The sequence below is a fragment of the Salinispora pacifica DSM 45544 genome (genome assembly GCF_000378845.1).
GTDB classification, from domain to species: domain Bacteria; phylum Actinomycetota; class Actinomycetes; order Mycobacteriales; family Micromonosporaceae; genus Micromonospora; species Micromonospora pacifica.
The window spans coordinates 1,182,414-1,201,005 of record NZ_KB905359.1; the positions used below are offsets into that span (position 1 = coordinate 1,182,414).

At 71.5% G+C, this 18,592-nt stretch carries 16 protein-coding genes; 5 read left to right on the forward strand and 11 right to left on the reverse strand.

The genetic code is table 11. The features are described from left to right. Positions 1-29: 29 nt before the first annotated feature. A complete protein-coding gene (locus SALPAC3_RS0105290) occupies positions 30-1,811 on the reverse strand; it encodes a proline--tRNA ligase (protein WP_018220225.1) in 1,782 nt (593 codons plus the stop codon). A gap of 435 nt (positions 1,812-2,246) precedes the next feature. Between SALPAC3_RS0105290 and SALPAC3_RS0105295 the strand changes: the two genes are divergently transcribed. The 4 genes from SALPAC3_RS0105295 (at position 2,247) to SALPAC3_RS0105310 (ending at position 6,260) form a co-directional block, all read left to right on the forward strand. Next, positions 2,247-3,539: a sensor histidine kinase gene (locus SALPAC3_RS0105295; protein ID WP_018220226.1), complete on the forward strand. Its 1,293-nt coding sequence runs from the start codon at positions 2,247-2,249 to the stop codon at positions 3,537-3,539. Then, the gene (locus SALPAC3_RS0105300) at positions 3,536-4,228 is read left to right on the forward strand and encodes a response regulator (protein ID WP_018220227.1); all 693 of its coding nucleotides are present in this window, start codon (positions 3,536-3,538) and stop codon (positions 4,226-4,228) included. Before SALPAC3_RS0105295 ends, SALPAC3_RS0105300 begins: the two co-directional genes overlap by 4 nt. A gap of 89 nt (positions 4,229-4,317) precedes the next feature. After that, positions 4,318-5,202: an ABC transporter ATP-binding protein gene (locus SALPAC3_RS0105305; RefSeq protein WP_033662233.1), complete on the forward strand. Its 885-nt coding sequence runs from the start codon at positions 4,318-4,320 to the stop codon at positions 5,200-5,202. Beyond that, entirely contained in the window at positions 5,199-6,260 is a 1,062-nt protein-coding gene (locus tag SALPAC3_RS0105310) for an ABC transporter permease (RefSeq protein WP_018220229.1), read from the forward strand. The genes SALPAC3_RS0105305 and SALPAC3_RS0105310 overlap by 4 nt, the downstream gene beginning before the upstream one ends. A gap of 74 nt (positions 6,261-6,334) precedes the next feature. Here the strand turns inward: SALPAC3_RS0105310 and SALPAC3_RS0105315 are convergent, their stop codons facing one another. The 7 genes from SALPAC3_RS0105315 to pgsA all read right to left on the reverse strand — a co-directional run bounded on the left by SALPAC3_RS0105315 (position 6,335) and on the right by pgsA (position 12,375). Continuing rightward, positions 6,335-7,084 (reverse strand): YebC/PmpR family DNA-binding transcriptional regulator, encoded by a 750-nt coding sequence (locus SALPAC3_RS0105315; RefSeq protein WP_018220230.1) that lies wholly within the window; start codon positions 7,082-7,084, stop codon positions 6,335-6,337. A gap of 240 nt (positions 7,085-7,324) precedes the next feature. Next, positions 7,325-7,930 carry a pyridoxal 5'-phosphate synthase glutaminase subunit PdxT gene (gene pdxT, locus SALPAC3_RS0105320; RefSeq protein ID WP_018220231.1) on the reverse strand — a complete coding sequence of 202 codons (606 nt, stop codon included), beginning with the start codon at positions 7,928-7,930 and terminating at the stop codon, positions 7,325-7,327. Between the two features lie 73 nt (positions 7,931-8,003). Continuing rightward, positions 8,004-8,924, reverse strand: coding sequence for a pyridoxal 5'-phosphate synthase lyase subunit PdxS (gene pdxS, locus SALPAC3_RS0105325; protein WP_018220232.1), 921 nt, complete (start codon positions 8,922-8,924; stop codon positions 8,004-8,006). A gap of 125 nt (positions 8,925-9,049) precedes the next feature. Further along, positions 9,050-9,544 (reverse strand): hypothetical protein, encoded by a 495-nt coding sequence (locus SALPAC3_RS0105330; RefSeq protein WP_018815921.1) that lies wholly within the window; start codon positions 9,542-9,544, stop codon positions 9,050-9,052. Between the two features lie 63 nt (positions 9,545-9,607). After that, positions 9,608-10,768 (reverse strand): glycosyltransferase family 4 protein, encoded by a 1,161-nt coding sequence (locus SALPAC3_RS0105335; RefSeq protein WP_018220234.1) that lies wholly within the window; start codon positions 10,766-10,768, stop codon positions 9,608-9,610. A gap of 16 nt (positions 10,769-10,784) precedes the next feature. Next, the gene (locus SALPAC3_RS0105340; protein ID WP_018220235.1) at positions 10,785-11,717 is read right to left on the reverse strand and encodes a phosphatidylinositol mannoside acyltransferase; all 933 of its coding nucleotides are present in this window, start codon (positions 11,715-11,717) and stop codon (positions 10,785-10,787) included. A gap of 22 nt (positions 11,718-11,739) precedes the next feature. After that, the gene (gene pgsA, locus SALPAC3_RS0105345; RefSeq protein ID WP_018220236.1) at positions 11,740-12,375 is read right to left on the reverse strand and encodes a phosphatidylinositol phosphate synthase; all 636 of its coding nucleotides are present in this window, start codon (positions 12,373-12,375) and stop codon (positions 11,740-11,742) included. 249 nt (positions 12,376-12,624) lie between these two features. Between pgsA and SALPAC3_RS0105350 the strand changes: the two genes are divergently transcribed. Next, entirely contained in the window at positions 12,625-14,778 is a 2,154-nt protein-coding gene (locus SALPAC3_RS0105350) for an elongation factor G-like protein EF-G2 (RefSeq protein ID WP_018220237.1), read from the forward strand. Positions 14,779-14,830: 52 nt separating this feature from the next. On the opposite strand, the gene SALPAC3_RS0105355 is transcribed toward SALPAC3_RS0105350, so the two are convergent. From SALPAC3_RS0105355 to SALPAC3_RS0105365, 3 genes are all read right to left on the reverse strand, one after another. After that, positions 14,831-15,343 carry an HIT family protein gene (locus SALPAC3_RS0105355; RefSeq protein WP_018220238.1) on the reverse strand — a complete coding sequence of 171 codons (513 nt, stop codon included), beginning with the start codon at positions 15,341-15,343 and terminating at the stop codon, positions 14,831-14,833. 161 nt (positions 15,344-15,504) lie between these two features. Then, positions 15,505-17,520 carry a threonine--tRNA ligase gene (thrS, locus tag SALPAC3_RS0105360; protein WP_026185251.1) on the reverse strand — a complete coding sequence of 672 codons (2,016 nt, stop codon included), beginning with the start codon at positions 17,518-17,520 and terminating at the stop codon, positions 15,505-15,507. Positions 17,521-17,606: 86 nt separating this feature from the next. Further along, positions 17,607-18,527: an ADP-ribosylglycohydrolase family protein gene (locus SALPAC3_RS0105365; protein ID WP_018220240.1), complete on the reverse strand. Its 921-nt coding sequence runs from the start codon at positions 18,525-18,527 to the stop codon at positions 17,607-17,609. Between the last annotated feature and the right edge of the window lie 65 nt (positions 18,528-18,592).

The following is an 18,592-nucleotide window of genomic DNA, read 5'->3' on the forward strand; positions in this document are numbered from 1 at the left end:
GCGCCGGAGAAGCGCCCCGCCGGCGGGGATCAGTTTGCGCGCACCTCGACCGGCAGCTCCACCGGGACCACTGTCGCGTCGATGTCGGCCCGCAGGGCGGCGATCCGCCGGACCAACTCGGCCACCACCTCGGCGAAGGGCACCCGCATCGTGACCCCGGTCACCCGGTCCCGGACCTCGGCCGCGCCCTCGGCGACGCTGCGCCGACCGATGGCGAGCCGCAGCGGCAGACCGATCACGTCCGCGTCGGCGAACTTGACGCCGGCCCGCTCGGCCCGGTCGTCGAAGAGCACCTCCACTCCGGCCGCCCAGAGCTCGTCGTAGACCCGCCGGGCCAGCTCACCGGCGGCGGACGCCAGGTCGTCGAGGAGGGTGAGATGCACCTGGTACGGCGCGATGGTGACCGGGAGCCGCAGCCCCCGCTCGTCTCGGTGCTCCTCCGCGAGGCAGGCGAGCAACCGCCCCACGCCGATGCCGTAGCAGCCCATGGTCACCGGCCTACGCTCGCCGTCGGCGTCGAGATACTCCGCGCCAAGGGCGGTCGAGTAGCGGGTACCGAGCTGGAAGATCTGTCCTACCTCGACCCCGCGGGCGGTCCGCAGTTCGCTGCCGCACTCCGCGCAGGCGTCGCCGGCACGGGCGGCGGTGATGTCGCCGACGTGATCGGCGACGAAGTCCCGCCCCAGGTTGACGTTGCGCAGGTGCACGCCCTCCCGGTTGGCGCCCGCGACCAGGTTCGTGGACGCGGCGACCAGCTCGTCAACGACGACGGTCGCGCCCGTCACCCCGACCGGCGAGCCGTAACCGGCCACTGCGCCGATCTCGGCGATCTCCTCCTCGGTCATCGGACGCAGCTCCGCCGCCTGCACGAGGTTACCGATCTTGGTCTCGTTCGCCTCCATGTCGCCCCGGACGACCGCCAGGATGAACTCGGTGCGCACCGTCTGGTCGTGCTCCTCCCGCGACGCGGCCAGGAAGATCGCCTTGGCGGTCTCGGCCGCCGGCACGTCCAGCGCCGCCGTCAGCGCCGCGATGGTGGTGGCCCCCGGGGTGGCGATCTCCGCCAACTCCGCCCACGGCGCGGTGGACGGCTCCGGCTTGCCGAAGGTGGCGGCCTCCCGGTTGGCGGCGAAGCCACAGGAGTCACAGATCAGCAGGGTGTCCTCGCCGATCGGGGTGAGGTAGACGAACTCGTGGGCCAGGCTGCCGCCCATCATGCCCACGTCGGAGCGGACCGCCGCGACCGGCAGCCCACACCGCCGGAAGATGGTGAAGTACGCCTGGTACTGGGCCCGGTACCGCGCCGCCAGCCCCGCCGCGTCCACATCGAAGCTGTACGCGTCCTTCATGACGAACTCCCGTACCCGGATCAGGCCGGCCCGCGGACGCGGGTCGTCCCGGAACTTCGTCTGGAGCTGAAACACCAGCCGCGGCAGCTGGCGGTAGGACTCGATCTCCGACCGGCCGAGGAACGTCACCAACTCCTCGTGGGTCATCGCCAGGACCAGGTCCCGGCCGCGACGATCCCGGAATCGGGCCAGCTCCGGGCCGACCGTGAAGTATCGGCCGGACTGTTTCCACAGCTCCGCCGGATTCACCACCGGCATCGAGACCTCCTGTCCCCCGACGCGCTCCAGCTCCGCTCGCAGCACGCCCTCGATCTTGCGGATGGTGCGCCAACCGAGCGGAAGATAGGCGAAGATGCCCTGCCCGACCTGCCGGAGCATGGCGGCCCGCTGAAGCAGTTGGTGTCCCTCGGACTCGGAACGTCCCGGCGCGGTGTGCAGGGTGGCGCCGAACATGGTCGACATTTTCATGGAGATGTCCTCACAAATCAGACTGGCGCTGCTCAGGATTACGAAATGACCCGGGTCCGTGCGGTGAATGACCTCAGGGTGCGAGCGTGGGAAGGCGGCAGGCGCGAAGCGGCCCAGTCGCCGGCAGAGGACGAGCCGCCGGAAGGGGTGCCGGCGCGGACACCCGCCGGCGACGGAACGTCGCTCAGCGGGGCGCCGGCGGAGTAGGTCGAGGCGCTGGCGGGCCGGAGGGCACAACGAGCACCGGGCTCGACCCGCCCTGCTCGATGCCGCTCATCAGCGCCTACCCTCCACATCAACCACTGGCGACTGTAGCGGAAACTCCCCCCGGCCGCCGGCACGCCGCCGGCGGGCCACGCGAGACCGCTCCCGGCACCGGGCCCCGTGCCGGGAGCAGCGCCGGATGCGGCGAGATAGCATCATCGACCGATGGATACCGCGGCGGGGACGCACTGGCGGCGGCCCGGGCCGACCCCGGAGCAGCGCCGGCGGGACCTCATCGTGGGGCTGGCCGTGACCGGGCTGGCGATAGCCAGCCTCGCCCTCACCCGTGGCACGGGCCTGTTCCTGCTCGGCCCGCCCCCATCGTTCCCGGAACAGCTGCTCTGGGCCGTCGCGGTGGGCCTACCGCTGATCTGGCGGCGACGATTTCCGGTAGCGACGACGCTGGTGATCTCGGTCGCGTTCGTCGCGGCACAGGCCCGCTCCGCACCGGAGACGCGGGTCACCACGGGGGTGCTGTTCACGGCCCTCTACACCGTCGGCGCCTGGGGACAGGACCGCCGCCTGGCCCGTCGGGTTCGGATCGGCTTGATCGTCGCCATGTTCGGTTGGCTCGGCTTCTGGTACTCGGTCAATCTGGGCAGTCTGCTGGCGGACCCGCCGCCCGAGGCGTTCGCCGACGCCGTGGGACCGATTCCCCCGCTGATCGCCGCGCTGCTCAGCGACGCGCTCCTCAACATCCTGTTCTTCGGGTTCGCCTACTTCTTCGGTGAGATCGCCTGGCTGGCCGCCCGACGCGAGCACGAACTCCAGGCGCAGGCCGATGAGCTACGCCGGTCGCAGGCCGAGGTGAGAGCGCACGCCGTGGTCGGGGAGCGGGTGCGGATCGCCCGGGAACTGCACGACGTCGTCGCCCACCACGTCTCGGTGATGGGGGTGCAGGCCGCCGCCTGCCGCCGGGTCCTCGACCGGGATCCGGCCAAGGCCCGCACCGCGCTGGCCGCGGTCGAGGAGTCGGCCCGCACGGCGGTGGACGAGCTACGCCGGATGCTCGGCGTCCTCCGGGCCCGCGACCACGAGCCGGACACCGTCGAACCGCCTCCCGGGATCAGCCGGGTCGCCACCGTGGTCGAGCGGGCGCGTGAGACCGGGCTGGGAGCCACGCTGGGGGTGTACGGCGACCCGGTGCCGATCCCGGAGTCGATCTCCCAGGCGACGTACCGGATCGTGCAGGAAGCAGTGACGAACACGCTCAAACACGCCGTGGCGGCGACCACACTGGACGTGCGGATCCGCTACCTGGCGCACGAGGTGGAGGTGGACGTGACCGACGACGGCCGCAGCAGCGGCACGACGAATACCGACGGGGTGGGTCTGGTCGGTATGCGCGAGCGGGTCGCCACCCACGGCGGCACGCTGGAGGTCGGCCCCCGCGCCGTCGGCGGCTGGCGGGTTCGGGCCCGCTTCCCGCTGTCGCTGACCGAGCGGCAGGCGGCGTGACCGCCGCACCGGCGACCGGCGGGGCCATCCGGATCCTGCTCGCCGACGACCACCACCTCGTGCGTACCGGGTTCCGGGTCATCCTCGAGGTGGAGGACGACATCCACGTCGTCGGGGAGGCCGCGGACGGCGAGCGGGCGGTGAGCATGGCCGGGGCGCTCCGCCCGGACGTGGTCCTGATGGACGTGGAGATGCCCCGGGTCGACGGGTTGGAAGCCACCCGCCGGATCGTCACGGACGTGGCCCGACCGCACACCCCGGCGGTGTTGATCCTCACCACCTTCGACCGGGACGACTATCTGTTCGCCGCGCTGCGCGCCGGAGCCAGCGGATTCCTGTTGAAGAACGGCACGCCGGAGGCGCTCGTGGCGGCGATCCGGGTGGTCGCCCGCGGCGATGGCCTCATCGCCCCCGAACTCACCCGGCGGGTGATCGCCGCCTTCGCCAGGCCGGGCGGCGAGCCAACGACGACAGCCGGGGCGCTGCCGGACCTCACGCCACGCGAGCACGAGGTACTGGTTCTGGTCGCCTCCGGGGCGAGCAACGCCGAGATCGCGGCCACCCTCGGCCTCGGCGAGGCGACCGTGAAGACCCACGTCAGTCGGGTGCTGGTCAAACTCGGCCTGCGGGACCGGGTGCAGGCGGTGGTCTTCGCGTACGAGCACGGGGTGGTGCGGCCGGGGAGGTGACCGCCTCCGTCGCGGGGTGGAGCCGGTCGTCCACCTGTGGGGGGACGGAGCGGGCCGCGAGGTGATCTAGCGTTGCCAGCGTGACGAACATGCTCCGACTCGACGGCGTCGACCGCAGCTTCGGTGGCCGCCGCGTGCTCCAGAATGTGTCCTTCGACGCGGAGGCCGGTCGGATGACCGGCTTCGTCGGCGGCAACGGCGCCGGCAAGACCACCACGATGCGCATCATCCTCGGGGTGCTCGCCGCCGACGCCGGCCAGGTGACCTGGCGGGGGGCGCCGCTGACCCGGGCGGCGCGTCGGCGCTTCGGGTACATGCCGGAGGAACGCGGCCTTTACCCGAAGATGGCGGTCCGGGAACAGCTCGTCTACCTGGCCCGGTTGCACGGAATGACCGCGCCGGCGGCGGCGCGCAACACCGATACGCTGTTGGAACGGGTCGGTCTCGCCGACCGCGGCAACGACCTGCTGGAGAAGCTGTCGCTGGGCAACCAGCAACGTGCCCAGATCGTCGCCGCGCTGGTCCCCGAGCCCGAGGTGCTGGTGCTCGACGAGCCCTTCTCCGGCCTCGACCCACTGGCCGTGGACACGGTCGTTGACGTGCTGAAGGAACGGGCCGCCGCCGGGGTACCGGTACTCTTCTCCAGCCACCAGTTGGACGTGGTGGAGCGGCTCTGCGACGACCTGGTGATCATCAGCGCGGGGACGATCCGCGCCGCCGGCAGCCGAGCGCAGTTGCGGGCCACACACACCGCACCCCGCTACGAACTGGTGGTGGAGCACGACGCCGGCTGGCTGCGCGACCATCCGGGCGTGACCCTGGTCGAGCTCGAGGGCGCCCGCGCCGTGTTCGAGTTGCCCCGGGGGACGGATGAGCAACCGGTACTCCACACCGCGCTCGCCCGTGGGCCCGTCCGCGAGTTCCGACCCGTCGTACCGTCGCTGGCCGAGATCTTCCGAGAGGTCGCCCTGTGAACACCCTCGCCGCCACCCAGTTGGTCGCGGCCCGTGAAGTCCGGGCCAAGCTGCGCGACCGCACCTTTCTCCTCAGTACGCTGATCTTCCTGCTCATCGCCGCCGCCGCGACGACGCTGCCGTCGCTACTGTCCGGCGGCCCAGCCACGGTGGCCGCCACCCCGGAGGTCTCGGCCGAACTGCGTGCCGCCGGGCTCGAGGTCCGCGAGGTACCCGACGACGCCGCCGCCGAACGGGCGGTTCGGAACGGCGAGACCGACGCGGCGGTGGTCGCCGGGCCAACGGTGCTCGCCCGGGAGGAGGCTCCCGCCGACGTGGTGGCGGCGCTCAGCGTCGAACCGCCGGTACGGTTGCTGGACCCCACCCCGGCGGAACCACCGGGGGCCGTCCTGGTGCCGTTCGTCTTCGCGTTCGTCTTTCTGCTCACGTCCCAGACCTTCGGCGTACAGATCGCACAGAGCATCATCGAGGAGAAGCAGACCCGGATCGTCGAGATCCTGGTGGCCGCCGTGCCGGTACGAGCCCTGCTCGTCGGCAAGATGATCGCCGGCACCGTGCTGGCCCTGGGTCAGATCGCGCTGGTGGCGCTCGTCGCGGTCGTGGGCTTGCGACTCTTCGGTGACAGCGAACTGCTGAACCTACTCGGGCCAGCGATCGGCTGGTTCCTGCCGTACTTCCTGCTCGGCTTCGTCCTGATCGCCGCGCTGTGGGCGGCGGCGGGGGCCCTGGTCAGCCGACTGGAAGACATCGGCACGGTGGCCATGCCGGTGCAGTTGGTGGTAATGATCCCATTCTTCGGGGTGATCTTCCTCAGTGACAACGCGTTCGCCATGCAGGTGCTGTCCTACGTGCCGTTCTCGGCGCCGACCGCGATGCCGCTCCGGCTGTTCACCGGGGACGCCGCCGGCTGGGAACCTCCACTGTCCCTGGCCCTGCTCCTGGTCACCGCGCTCGCCGTCCTGGCCGCCGGTGCCCGGGTGTACGAGGGATCGCTGCTGCGGACCAACGGCAACACCTCGCTCCGAACGGCCTGGCGGGAACGAGAGACGGTGAACTGAATCTCACCCCGAAAAGCGCACCCCGTGGATCCGGCTCGGGCCGGATCCACGGGGTGCGCGCGACCAACGGCGGGTCAGCCGAGTCGCGCGAGCAGCTCGTCGGAGGCGTCGAAGTTCGCGAAGACGTTCTGCACGTCGTCGCAGTCCTCCAGCACATCAATCAGCTTGAGGACCTTCCGGGCGCCCTCCTCGTCCACCGGGACGCTCATGCTCGGGACGAGCGAGGACTCCGCCGACTCGTACTCGATGCCGGCGTCCTGCAACGCGGTACGGACCGCGACCAGGTCACCCGGCTCGGAGAGCACCTCGAACGCCTCACCCAGGTCGTTGACCTCCTCGGCGCCCGCGTCCAGGACGGCCAGCATCACGTCGTCCTCGGTGGTGCCGGCCTTGGCCACGATCACCACACCCTTGCGGTTGAACAGGTACGACACCGAGCCGGCATCGGCGAACGAGCCGCCGTTGCGGGTCAGTGCGGTCCGCACCTCGGTGGCGGCGCGGTTCCGATTGTCGGTCAGACACTCGATCAGCAGCGCGACGCCACTGGGCCCGTAGCCCTCGTACATGACCGTCTGGTAGTCGGCGCCACCGGACTCGAGGCCGGAGCCCCGCTTCACCGCGCGGTCGATGTTGTCGTTGGGGACCGAGTTCTTCTTGGCCTTCTGGATCGCGTCGTAGAGCGTCGGGTTACCAGCCGGATCACCGCCGCCAGTACGCGCCGCGACCTCGACATTCTTGATCAGCTTGGCGAACATCTTGCCGCGCTTGGCGTCGATGACCGCCTTCTTGTGCTTGGTCGTCGCCCACTTTGAGTGGCCGGACATCCGCTACCTCCGTTGCTACCCGCCGTCTACATCGACCGCACCGCACTCGCCCGCTCCCGCCGACGTACGCGGAGGGTGCCGGCCGGCTCTGGTGAAAGCCGCGGCGGAGAGCTGGCCCTGCCGAATCCCGGCAATCCTACCGGTGGCGCGCAGCCGGGCGTGAGCGCCGCACGGCCCCACCGGGTCGCGTCGTGGGTGGCACGACCCAATGGGGCTCGCCGGACCCGAACCGACGGCCGCTCAGATCGCGGCGCGGACCAGGTCCGCGAAGTACGCGTGCAGGCGCCGGTCACCGGTCAGCTCGGGATGGAACGCGGTCGCCAGCAGGTTTTCCTGACGGACCGCGACGATCCGACCCGCCGCCGGGCCCTCGGTCACCGTGCCGAGCACCTCGACGCCCCGGCCGACACGCTCGACCCAAGGCGCCCGGATGAACAGCGCGTGGAGCGGTCCGCCGTCGATGCCGGCCAGGTTCACCGGCGCCTCGAATGAGGCGACCTGCCGCCCGAACGCGTTGCGTCGAACGGTCATCTCGATGCCGGCGAAGCCCCGCTGGTCAGCACGGCCGTCGAGGACCTCACCTGCCAACATGATCATGCCGGCGCAGGAGCCGTAGACGGGCATGCCGTCGGCGATCCGCTTGTCGATCGGTTCCCGCAGCTCGAAGAGGTCGGCCAGCTTGCTGATCGTGGTGGACTCGCCCCCCGGGATGACCAGTCCGTCAACCGTTTCCAGCTCCGTGGGGCGGCGGACCGGGCGGGCGCGCGCACCCGCGGCCGCCAGGGCGGCCGTGTGCTCTCGGACATCGCCCTGCAGTGCGAGCACCCCGATGACGGGTGCCGTCATGTTCGCTCCTTCCGGAGGGTGGCGCGCAGCCCCGGCGGCCGGACCGCCGGCGTCGACCGGGGCTGCGCTCCCCTCACCAGCCGCGCTCGGCCAGGCGGTCCGACTGCGACAGGGTGCCGGCGTTGATCCCGACCATGGCCTCACCGAGCCCGCGGGAGACCTTGGCCAGCGTCTCCGGGTCGTCGTGGAAGGTGGTGGCCTTGACGATCGCGGCGGCCCGTTGGGCCGGGTTGTCGGACTTGAAGATGCCGGAGCCGACGAAGACCCCCTCGGCGCCGAGCTGCATCATCATGGCGGCGTCGGCCGGGGTGGCGATACCCCCGGCGGTGAAGAGCACCACCGGCAGCTTGCCCGTCTCGGCGATCTCCTTGACCAGTTCGTACGGGGCCTGGAGCTCCTTGGCAGCCACGTACAGCTCATCGGTGGGCAGGGACTGGAGCCGGCGGATCTCGGTACGAATTCCCCGCATGTGGGTGGTGGCGTTGGAGACGTCGCCGGTGCCGGCCTCGCCCTTCGACCGGATCATGGCCGCGCCCTCGGTGATCCGCCGCAGCGCCTCACCCAGGTTGGTCGCGCCACAGACGAACGGCACCGTGAAGGCCCACTTGTCGATGTGGTTCGCGTAGTCGGCCGGGGTCAGCACCTCCGACTCGTCAACGTAGTCGACACCGAGCGACTGCAGAATCTGCGCCTCCACGAGATGACCGATCCGGACCTTGGCCATGACCGGGATCGAGACCGCCGCCATGATGCTGTCGATCATGTCCGGATCGCTCATCCGGGAGACCCCGCCCTGGGCCCGGATGTCCGACGGGACCCGCTCCAGGGCCATCACCGCGACCGCACCGGCGTCCTCGGCGATCTTGGCCTGCTCCGCGGTGACCACGTCCATGATCACACCGCCCTTGAGCATCTCGGCCATCCCCCGCTTGACGTGCGCGGTGCCGGTGACCGGGGCGTTGGTGGAAGAATTGGAAGTCTGGGAATCGGACACGGTTCATCGCTCCTAGGGACGTGCGCGCGAGTGGCTGGTGCGAATGCTACGAGGAGCCACCCCGGCAGCCCGACAGCCAATCAGACCCATGGTGGCCTGCCCTGTGTCCGCCATCACGTACCCGGTCAGTCCTCGACCATGCCCTCCGGGGCGGCCAGCGTTGGCTCGTCGATGTCGAAATACCGCGGCCACGGGCGGCGCCGCCCCATCCGCAACAGCCGCACCAGCGGCCGGCCTCGGGCCGCGCGGGCGTCCCGAACCAGATCCGTGTGCACCTGGCGGGCCAGGGCCAGCCGCCGGCTGGCGGCAATGATGGCCTCGGTGTCCGGATCGCCGGGATCCAGCTGCAACGCCCGCAGCTGCCGGGTGAGATCGTTCTCGGCGGCCTCTCGCTCGTCCGGCCGCACGTCCAGGGCGACGCGGGCCGCCGCGTACAACTCGACGCCGTAACGACGTTCGGCGAGGACCGCGGCGGTCGCCGCCCGGCGCAGCAGGTGGGCGTCGAGCGCCCGGGCCGCGAGTTCCGCCCGGTCCTGCAACCGCTCGACCCGGCCGGCGGTCCAGACGAGGTACGTCGCCAGCAGCGCGCCGACCAGCGTCGCACCCACCAACCACCACATGCCCGGCATCGTAGTGCTGCTCCGTTCCCTCCGCCGGCCTCCCCGCTACCGCCGTCCCACCGGTCAGCCGAGCCCCACCCACTCCTGGTCGATCACCCGGCCGTCAGCGGCCTCGATCGCTGCGGCGTACACCTCAAGAATCCGGCGGGCAACCGTGGGCCAGTCAAACGTCGCCACCACCTGATCCGCGTACCCGGTCAGTTCGGTCCGTGCGTCCGCGTCGGCCAGGAGGTCGGCCAGCGCCGACCGCAGCGCCGCCGAGTCGCCGGTGCGGAACAGCCGGCCGGCCCGGCCCCGGTCCAGCACCCGGCGAAAAGCGTCGAGATCACTCGCCACCACCGCGGTCCCCGCCGCGAGCGCCTCGGTGAGGATCATGCCGAACGACTCCCCGCCCGTGTTCGGTGCCACGTAGAGGTGGACACTGCGCAACATGCGCGCCTTGTCCGCCTCGGAGACCAGCCCGAGAAAGGTGATGCGGTCCCGCAGCTCGGCCGGGAACTGGTCGTACAGGTCGGCCGGATCACCGGGGCCGGCGACCAGCAGGCGCAGCCCCGGACGCTCCCCGGCCAACGACACGAACGCGTCTCGCAGCACCGGGAAGCCCTTGCGGGCTTCGGTGAAGCGGCCGAGGAAGCCGATCGTGCCGCCGTCGCCGGGTGTGCACGGACCCGGCCAGCCCGGCAGCGGCTGGGCATCGGCGAACTTCGCGACGGCGACCCCGTTCGGGATCTCCACCGCTCCGCCGTCCATGTGCTCAACCTGCACCTTGCGGGCCAGGGCACTCACCGCGATCCGGGCCGTGATGCGCTCCAGCACGATCTGGAGCACCCCCTGGGCGGCGGCGAGCACCCGGGAACGCGTCATCGCCGTGTGGAAGGTCGCCACCACCGGCCCCCGCGCGCAGAGCACGGCGAGCATCGACAGGCTCAGCGCCAGCGGCTCGTGCACGTGCAGCACGTCGAAGTCGCCCCGGTTGATCCAGCGGCGGACCCGCGCGGTGGAGACCGGGCCGAAGGCGATCCGGGCCACCGAGCCGTTGTACGGCAGCGGAACCGCCCGACCGGCCGGCGTCACGTACGGCGGTAGCTGCGACTCCTCGTCCGCGGGGGCCAGGACGCTCACCTCGTGCCCGAGCCCGATCAGCGCCTCGGCGAGGTCCATCACGTGGTTCTGCACGCCGCCGGGCACATCCAGGGAGTACGGGCACACGATGCCGATCCGCACGTTGGCGCCCCTCCCCTCAGACCTGTCCGGTAGGCGGCGAGGGCCGCGCCGCGCCGTTCGGTGTGGCGCGCTGGTCCAGCCACATCCGTTGCAACATGTGCCAGTCTTGCGGATGGCGGGCCACGCCCGCCGCCAGACCATCGGCGACCCGCTGGGCCAGTATCCGCACCCGTACGTCGAGCGGGCCCTGCTCGGGATCGGGCAGCTCCAGTGGCCCCTCGATCCTGGCACACGCGACCTCCGGCTCATACCACAAGGAGGCGACGTAGAGCGGCGCGCCGGTGCGCAGGGCCAGCAGGGCCGGACCGGGCGGCATCCGGGTACGGGAGCCGAAGAAGTCGACTGTCACACCACGTGCCGACAGATCCCGGTCGGCCAGCAGGGGTACCACGTATCCGGCCTTCACCCGGTCGACCAGCACATCGAAGGCGGGTCGTTCGCCGCCGTGAGTGGGCAGGATCTCCATCCCCAGGTCCCGCCGGAACGCGAGGAAGCGCTGGTAGATCCCCTCCGGCTTGAGCCGCTCGGCAACCGTGGCGATCGGCCAGCCCATCGCCGCGACCCAGGCGCCCGCCATGTCCCAGTTGCCGGAGTGCGGCAACGCCACGACCGCGCCCCGGCCGGCAGCCACATCCGCGGCGAGCAACTCCTCGCCGTCGAGCCGAAATCCGGCGAGCAGCTGAGCCCGGCTCAGCGTGGGCAGCCGGAAGGTCTCCATCCAGTACCGGGCGTAGGACCGCAGCCCGGCCCGAACCAACCCGTCCAGCTCGGCCTCGGAAGCCCCCGGACCCACCACCCGGCGCAGGTTCGCGCGAAGCCGAGCCGCGCCCGCACCGCCGCGGCGGTGGGTGTGGTCGGCACCCGCCCGGAAGACGGTGGCCGCCACCGGCCGGGGCAGTGCCCGCACCGCACGCCACCCCGCGAGGTAGGCCAGCTCGGTGAGGTTCATCGGCGCCACCGCTCCAGCGCCCTCACCGCTGTCCGCCCGAGGCGGTGGGGAGCTGCTGGGCCTGCCGGTACACGTGGGCCATTCGCTGCCCCACCGTGAAGATCGAGACCGCGGCGAGCAGCCAGAGCGCGACCGGCAGGGCGACCTTCAGGCCCAGCCCGGCCAGCAGCCCCCCGACGCCGACGATCAGCAGCCGCTCCGTGCGTTCGGCGATGCCCACGTTGCACGTCAGGCCAAGCCCTTCGGCTCGCGCCTTCACGTACGAGACGAGCCCACCGGCGGCCAGACAGAGCAGCGCGGCGGCGACGCCCGCGTGGTCGCCCTCGGTGGCGAGGTAGTAGGCCACCGCACCGAAGACCGCGCTGTCGGCGACCCGGTCCATGCTCGAGTCGAGGAACGCCCCGAACCGGGTGCAGCCACCGCTCATCCGGGCCATCGTCCCGTCCAGCAGATCGGTGAGAGCGAAGACGGTGACGATCAACGCGCCGGCGACGAGATGACCGCGGGCTCCGAAACCGAGTGCTCCGACGAGCACCCCGAGGGTGCCCGTCACGGTAACCGTGTTGGGGGTCACGCCCGCACGGAGCAGGCGACGCGCGACCGGTTCGACGACGCGGGTCATGCCCGCACGGGCCGTCACTTGGAAGATCTTCGCCATGGCGGTCCCACGATAACGGTCCGGTGCCCCCAGCGGTACGGACGGTCGGGCGACCCGCCCGAGGGAACTTGTGCCATCCGGGCATCGGGGTGTCTGATCGACCCAGAAAGGTGAGGCAGCTCACCGCTCCGCCTATCCCGTTCCCGCTTGGCAGCAGCACCCCGGAGGATATCGCCGCGCACCCGCCCCAGGCCGCTTCTCTCGCGCGCGGCGGTCGCCACCACACACCCGGCTGAGGGAGGTGCGCCCATGGCGCAGAAGAGTCAGGACAAGGGGGTCGCCGGCGCGGTACCGGCGGTGACCAACCCCGGAGACATTCGCAACGTGGTGCTCGTCGGGCACTCCGGTGCCGGCAAGACGACCCTGGTCGAGGCGTTGCTCGCCGCGACCGGCACGATCGGCCGCGCCGGGAACATCACCGACGGCACCACCACCTGCGACCACGATCCGGCTGCCATCCGCCAACAACGGTCGGTGACCCTGGCCTGCGCGCCGCTCGTGCACGACGGGGTCAAGGTCAACCTACTGGACACCCCCGGCTACGCCGACTTCGTCGGCGAACTGCGCGCCGGGCTGCGGGCCGCCGACGCCGCACTCTTCGTCGTCTCCGCCGTGGACGGGATGGATGCCACCACCGCCGCGCTGTGGGAGGAGTGCGCGGCCGTGAACATGCCCCGGGCGGTGGCCGTCTCCCGGCTGGATCACCCGCGCGCGGACTTCGACGAGGCGGTCGCCCTCTGCCAGCGGGTGTTCGGCGACAACGTGCTCCCGCTCTACCTGCCGATGCTCGGCGACGACGGCGTCTCCACCGCCGGCCTGCTCGGGCTGATCACCCGCCGGGTCCTCGACTACACCGCCGGGCTGCCCGCCGAGGTACGGGAGCCGGACCCGGAACACCTGCCGGCGATCGTCGAGTCCCGCAACGAACTGATCGAGGGAATCATCGCCGAGAGCGAGGACGAGACCCTCATGGACCGGTACCTCGAAGGTGCCGAGATCGACGCCGACATCCTCGTCGAGGACCTGGAGAAGGCGGTCGCGCGCGGTCACTTCTATCCCGTGGTGCCGGTCTGCGCGCAGACCGGGGTCGGCCTCGACGCCCTCCTGGAAGTGCTCACCGCGGGCTTCCCCGCACCACTGGAGCGCGACCTCCCGGCGGTAACCGGGGTGGATGGCACGCCTCGCCCCCCGCTGACCTGCGACCCGGCCGGGCCACTGGTCGCCGAGGTGGTCAAGACCACCATCGACCGACATGTGGGGCGGGTCTCCCTGGTCCGGGTCTTCTCTGGCACGCTCCGCCCCGAACAGGTCGTGCACGTCTCCGGGCACGGTCTGGCCGACCGCGGCCACCCCGACCACGACGCCGACGAGCGGGTCGGCCACCTCTACTCACCGCTCGGCGCGACGCTGCGCGAGGTGCGCGCCGGTGTCGCCGGTGACCTCTGTGCGCTCACCAAGTCGGGCAGCGCGGAAACCGGCGACACCATCTCGGCCAAGGACGACCCGCTGCTGGTCGCGCCCTGGGAGATGCCGGAGCCGCTGCTGCCGGTGGCGATCGTGGCGCGTACCCGGGCCGACGAGGACGCGCTCGCCCGCAACCTCGCCCGGCTGGTGGCCGGTGACCCCACCCTGCGGCTCCACCGCGACAGCGAGACGCGTCAGCTGGTGCTCTGGTGCATGGGGGAGGCGCACGCCGACGTGGTGTTGGAACGGTTGCGCAGCGGTGGTGTGGAGCTGGACACGACACCGGTGCGGGTCGCCCTGCGGGAGACGTTCACCGTACCGGCCAAGGGGCACGGCCGGCACGTCAAGCAGTCCGGCGGGCATGGTCAGTACGCGGTCTGCGACATCGAGGTGGAACCGCTACCCCGAGGCGCCGGCTTCGAGTTCGTCAGCCGGGTGGTGGGCGGAGCCGTACCGCACAACTACATCCCGTCGGTGGAGAAGGGGGTCCGGGCCCAGCTGGAGCGCGGACTGACGGCCGGTGCCCCCCTGGTGGACCTGCGGGTGACGCTCGTGGACGGCAAGGCGCACAGCGTCGACTCCTCCGACGCGGCGTTCCAGACCGCCGGTGCGCTGGCGCTCCGGGACGCGGCCGACAAGGGCCGGCCGACGTTACTGGAACCGGTTGACGAGGTGGTCATCCGGGTGCCCGACGCGTCGGTGGGCGCGGTGTTGGGCGACCTCTCCGGCCGACACGGCCGGGTGCTCGGCACCGAACCCGACACCACCGCCGAGGGGCGAACCCTGGTCCGCGCCGAGGTGGCCGCTACCGAACTCCTCCGCTACGCCGTGGAGCTGCGCTCGATGACCGCCGGTACGGGCACCTTCCGCCGCGGGTTCGCCCGCTACGAACCCATGCCCAGCCACCAGGCCGACCGGGTCCGCGCGGAGCGCGGCTGACCGGGTGGCGGGGGTTCGCGGGGGCGGTGGCCGCCGCCGCGGGATCGTGGGGTCAGGAGGGCCAGGCGCTGGCCAGCAACGCCCGGGTGTCGCCGAGCAGCTGCGGCAGGACCTTGGTCCGGCCGATCACCGGCATGAAGTTGGCGTCACCACCCCATCGGGGCACCACGTGCTGGTGCAGGTGCGCGGCGATACCCGCACCGGCGACCCCACCCTGGTTCATCCCGAGGTTGAAGCCGTGGGCACTGCTGACCTTACGGATGACGCGCATCGCGGTCTGGGTGACGGCGGCCAACTCCGCCGTCTCCCGGTCGTCGAGGTCGGTGTAGTCGGCCACGTGCCGGTAGGGGCAGACCAGCAGGTGCCCCGGGTTGTACGGGTACAGGTTGAGCACCACGAACACGTGCTCACCCCGCGCCACGACCAGGTTCTCCGGCTCTGACCGCCGGGGGGCCAGACAGAAGGGGCAGCCGGTGGGCCGCTCGTATCCGCCCTCGGGCCGGTCCCCGCCGGAGATGTAGGTCATCCGATGGGGCGTCCAGAGCCGGTCCAGGCCGTCGGCCATAGCATCGCTGTTGGTGTGTTCCTCCGCCCCAGTCACAGCAGCGATCCTACGGCCCGGCACCGGGTGCGCCGAAGCTCGGCGTACCCGACCAGCCCGACGGGCGGGCCGGGTACCCCACGTCGGGGTCTTCCCGGCGGTCGTGCCGCCGGCCCGGGCGCCCGTCACCCCTCGGCAGCGGAGGGCCCCTGGTTGGCGCGGGAGTTGACCACATCGAGGACGTGGTTGACCGCCTCGGCCGCCGGCACCCCGTTGCGCTGGGAGCCGTCCCGGTAGCGGAACGACACGGTGCCCGCCGCCACATCGTCGTCGCCAGCGATCACCATGAATGGAACCTTCTGCTGCTGGGCGGTCCGGATCTTCTTCTGCATCCGGTCGTCACCGGCGTCGACCTGGGCCCGCACGCCGGCCGCCCGCAGCGCGGCGACGAAGCCATCCAGGTACTCGGTGTGCTCGGCGCGGATCGGGATGCCGACCACCTGCACCGGCGCCAGCCAGGCGGGGAACGCTCCGGCGTAGTGCTCGGTGAGTACGCCGATGAAGCGCTCGATCGAGCCGAACTTCGCGCAGTGAATCATGATCGGCTGCTGCCGGCTGCCGTCGGCTGCCTGGTACTCCAGCCCGAAGCCGGCCGGCTGGTTGAAGTCGTACTGGATCGTCGACATCTGCCAGGTGCGGCCGATGGCGTCCTTGGCCTGCACCGAGATTTTCGGGCCGTAGAAGGCCGCGCCCCCCGGGTCCGGCACCAACTCAAGGCCGGTGTCCCGGGCGCACTGCTCCAGCACGGCCGTCGCCGTCGCCCAGTCCTCGGCGGAGCCGACGAACTTGTCCGGTTTGGTCTCGTCGCGAGTGGACAGCTCAAGGAAGAAGTCGGTGATGCCGAAGTCCTGCAGCAGGCCGAGCACGAAGGCCAGCAGGTGCTTGATCTCCGCGGGCGCCTGCTCCTTGGTGCAGTAGGAGTGCGAGTCATCCTGGGTGAAGCCCCGCACCCGGGTCAACCCGTGGATGACGCCGGACTTCTCGTACCGGTAGACCGAGCCGAACTCGAACAGCCGCATCGGCAGTTCCCGGTAGGAGCGCCCGCGCGACCGGTAGATCAGGTTGTGCATCGGGCAGTTCATCGCCTTGAGGTAGTAATCCGCCCCTTCGAACTGCATGGGCGGGAACATCCCGTCGGCGTAGTACGGCAGGTGGCCCGAGGTGTGGAAGAGGCCCTCCTTCGAAATGTGCGGGGTGCCGACGTAGTCGAAGCCCTCCTCGACGTGCCGGGACCGGACGTAGTCCTCCATCGTCCGCTTGAGCACGCCACCCTTGGGGTGGAACACCGGCAGGCCGGAGCCGATCTCGTCGGGAAAGCTGAACAGGTCGAGGTCGGCGCCGAGCTTGCGGTGGTCCCGCCGGGCGGCCTCCTCCAGCAACCGCAGATACGCCTTCAGCTCATCCCGGGTCGGCCACGCGGTGCCGTACACCCGCTGGAGCTGTGGGTTCTTCTCCGAACCACGCCAGTACGCGGCGGCCGACCGCATCAGCTTGAACGCCCCGATCAGTCGGGTGTTCGGCAGGTGCGGGCCGCGGCACAGGTCCGACCAGCAGACCTTGTCCGAGTCGGCGGCGAGGTTGTCGTAGCTGGTCAGTTCCCCGCCGCCGACCTCCATCACCTGGGAGGAGTCCAGCCCGTCGCCCTTGAGCTCAATCAGCTCCAGCTTGAACGGCTCGGCCGCGAGCTCGCCGCGGGCCTCGTCCCGGTCCCGGAAGCGGCGGCGGCGGAACCGCTGGCCGGACTTGATGATCTCCTGCATCCGCTTTTCCAGCTTCGTCAGGTCCGCGGGCTGGAACGGCTGGTCAACCGCGAAGTCGTAGTAGAAACCGTTCTCGATCGGCGGACCGATGCCCAGCTTCGCCTCAGGAAAGAGATCCTGCACGGCCTGGGCGAGCACGTGGGCCGTGGAGTGCCGCAGCACGGCCAGCCCGTCCGGGGTGTCGATGCCCACCGGCTCGACCACGGTCTGCTGTTCCGGGGTCCAGTCCAGGTCGCGAAGCTGGCCCAGCGGGTCCCGCACCACCACGACCGCGCTGCGACCGGTCATCGGTAGTCCGGCCGCCGCGACCGCGTCGGCCGCCGTCGTCCCGGCGGCCACGACGACGGGGTCGGCCACAACGGGGTTACGGGGTGCGGACACGGTGACTCCTCAGGGCAGACGGTACGACTCGCTGCCGATGCTATCGGTCCACCCGCCGGCACCCGCCGCGGCCGGGCCGCCGGCGCTCAGGGCAGCCAATCCGGCAGCGGTTCGCGGGCGGCCAGCCACTCGGTCGGCACTCCGGCCGGGGTACCAACCCCGGTGTACGCGGCGACGATCGCGCCGACGATCGCTGCGGTGGTGTCCACGTCCCCGCCCGCCTCGACGCAGACCCGGACCGCCGTCGGGTAGTCGTCGAGGTGACTGGCGGCGACCCAGCAGGTGAAGGGGACGGTGTCCGGCGCGGTGACCCGCGACCCGTTGCCGAGTTCGGCGACGGCCACCTCCGGGTGGCGGCCGAACAGCCGGGCGGCCACCCGAACCCCCCGACGCACCTCGCTCGTCGGGTCCAGCGCGGCGGCCACTCCGGCGAGCAGTCGCGCTGGCTCCGGACGGTGGCCGTCCAGCCGGCCTCGGGCGGCGAGCGACGCCGCCACGGCCACCGCGACGGCACCGGCGACGCCCTCCGGGTGGGCATGGGTCACCTCGGCCGAGGCGCGGGCCTGGGCCGCCGCGCGGCTGCTCGAGTCAGCGAAGTACGCCCCGAGCGGCCCGACCCGCATCGCGGCGCCGTTGCCGCAGGAGCCCTGCCCCGCGAAGGCGGAGGCCGCGGCCACCGGCCACGGGGTGCCGGTGCGGATCAGCCGCAGGATGCCGACCGCCCCGGGACCGTAGCCCCGGTACGGTTCGCACCGCTCGGCGAAGGCCAGGGCGAGCGCGTCCCGGTCGATCCGCCCGGTCTCGGCGAGCGCGGCGACGACCGAGCAGGCCATCTCGGTGTCGTCGGTCCAGGCCCACGGGGACGGCGGGAGCCGGCCGGCGGCCAGGTCGGCCGGTCGGCGACCGGGAACGAAGAACTGGGAGCCGAGCGCGTCACCGACCGACAACCCGGCCAACGCGTCCCGGGCGAGCGCGAGTCTCGTGTCGGCGAAGAGGGTGAAGGACATCGTTTTACCAGCTTGCCGGTTTCACCGCGGTGCCGCAACGCGACCACCTTGCCGCGCCGAGTACC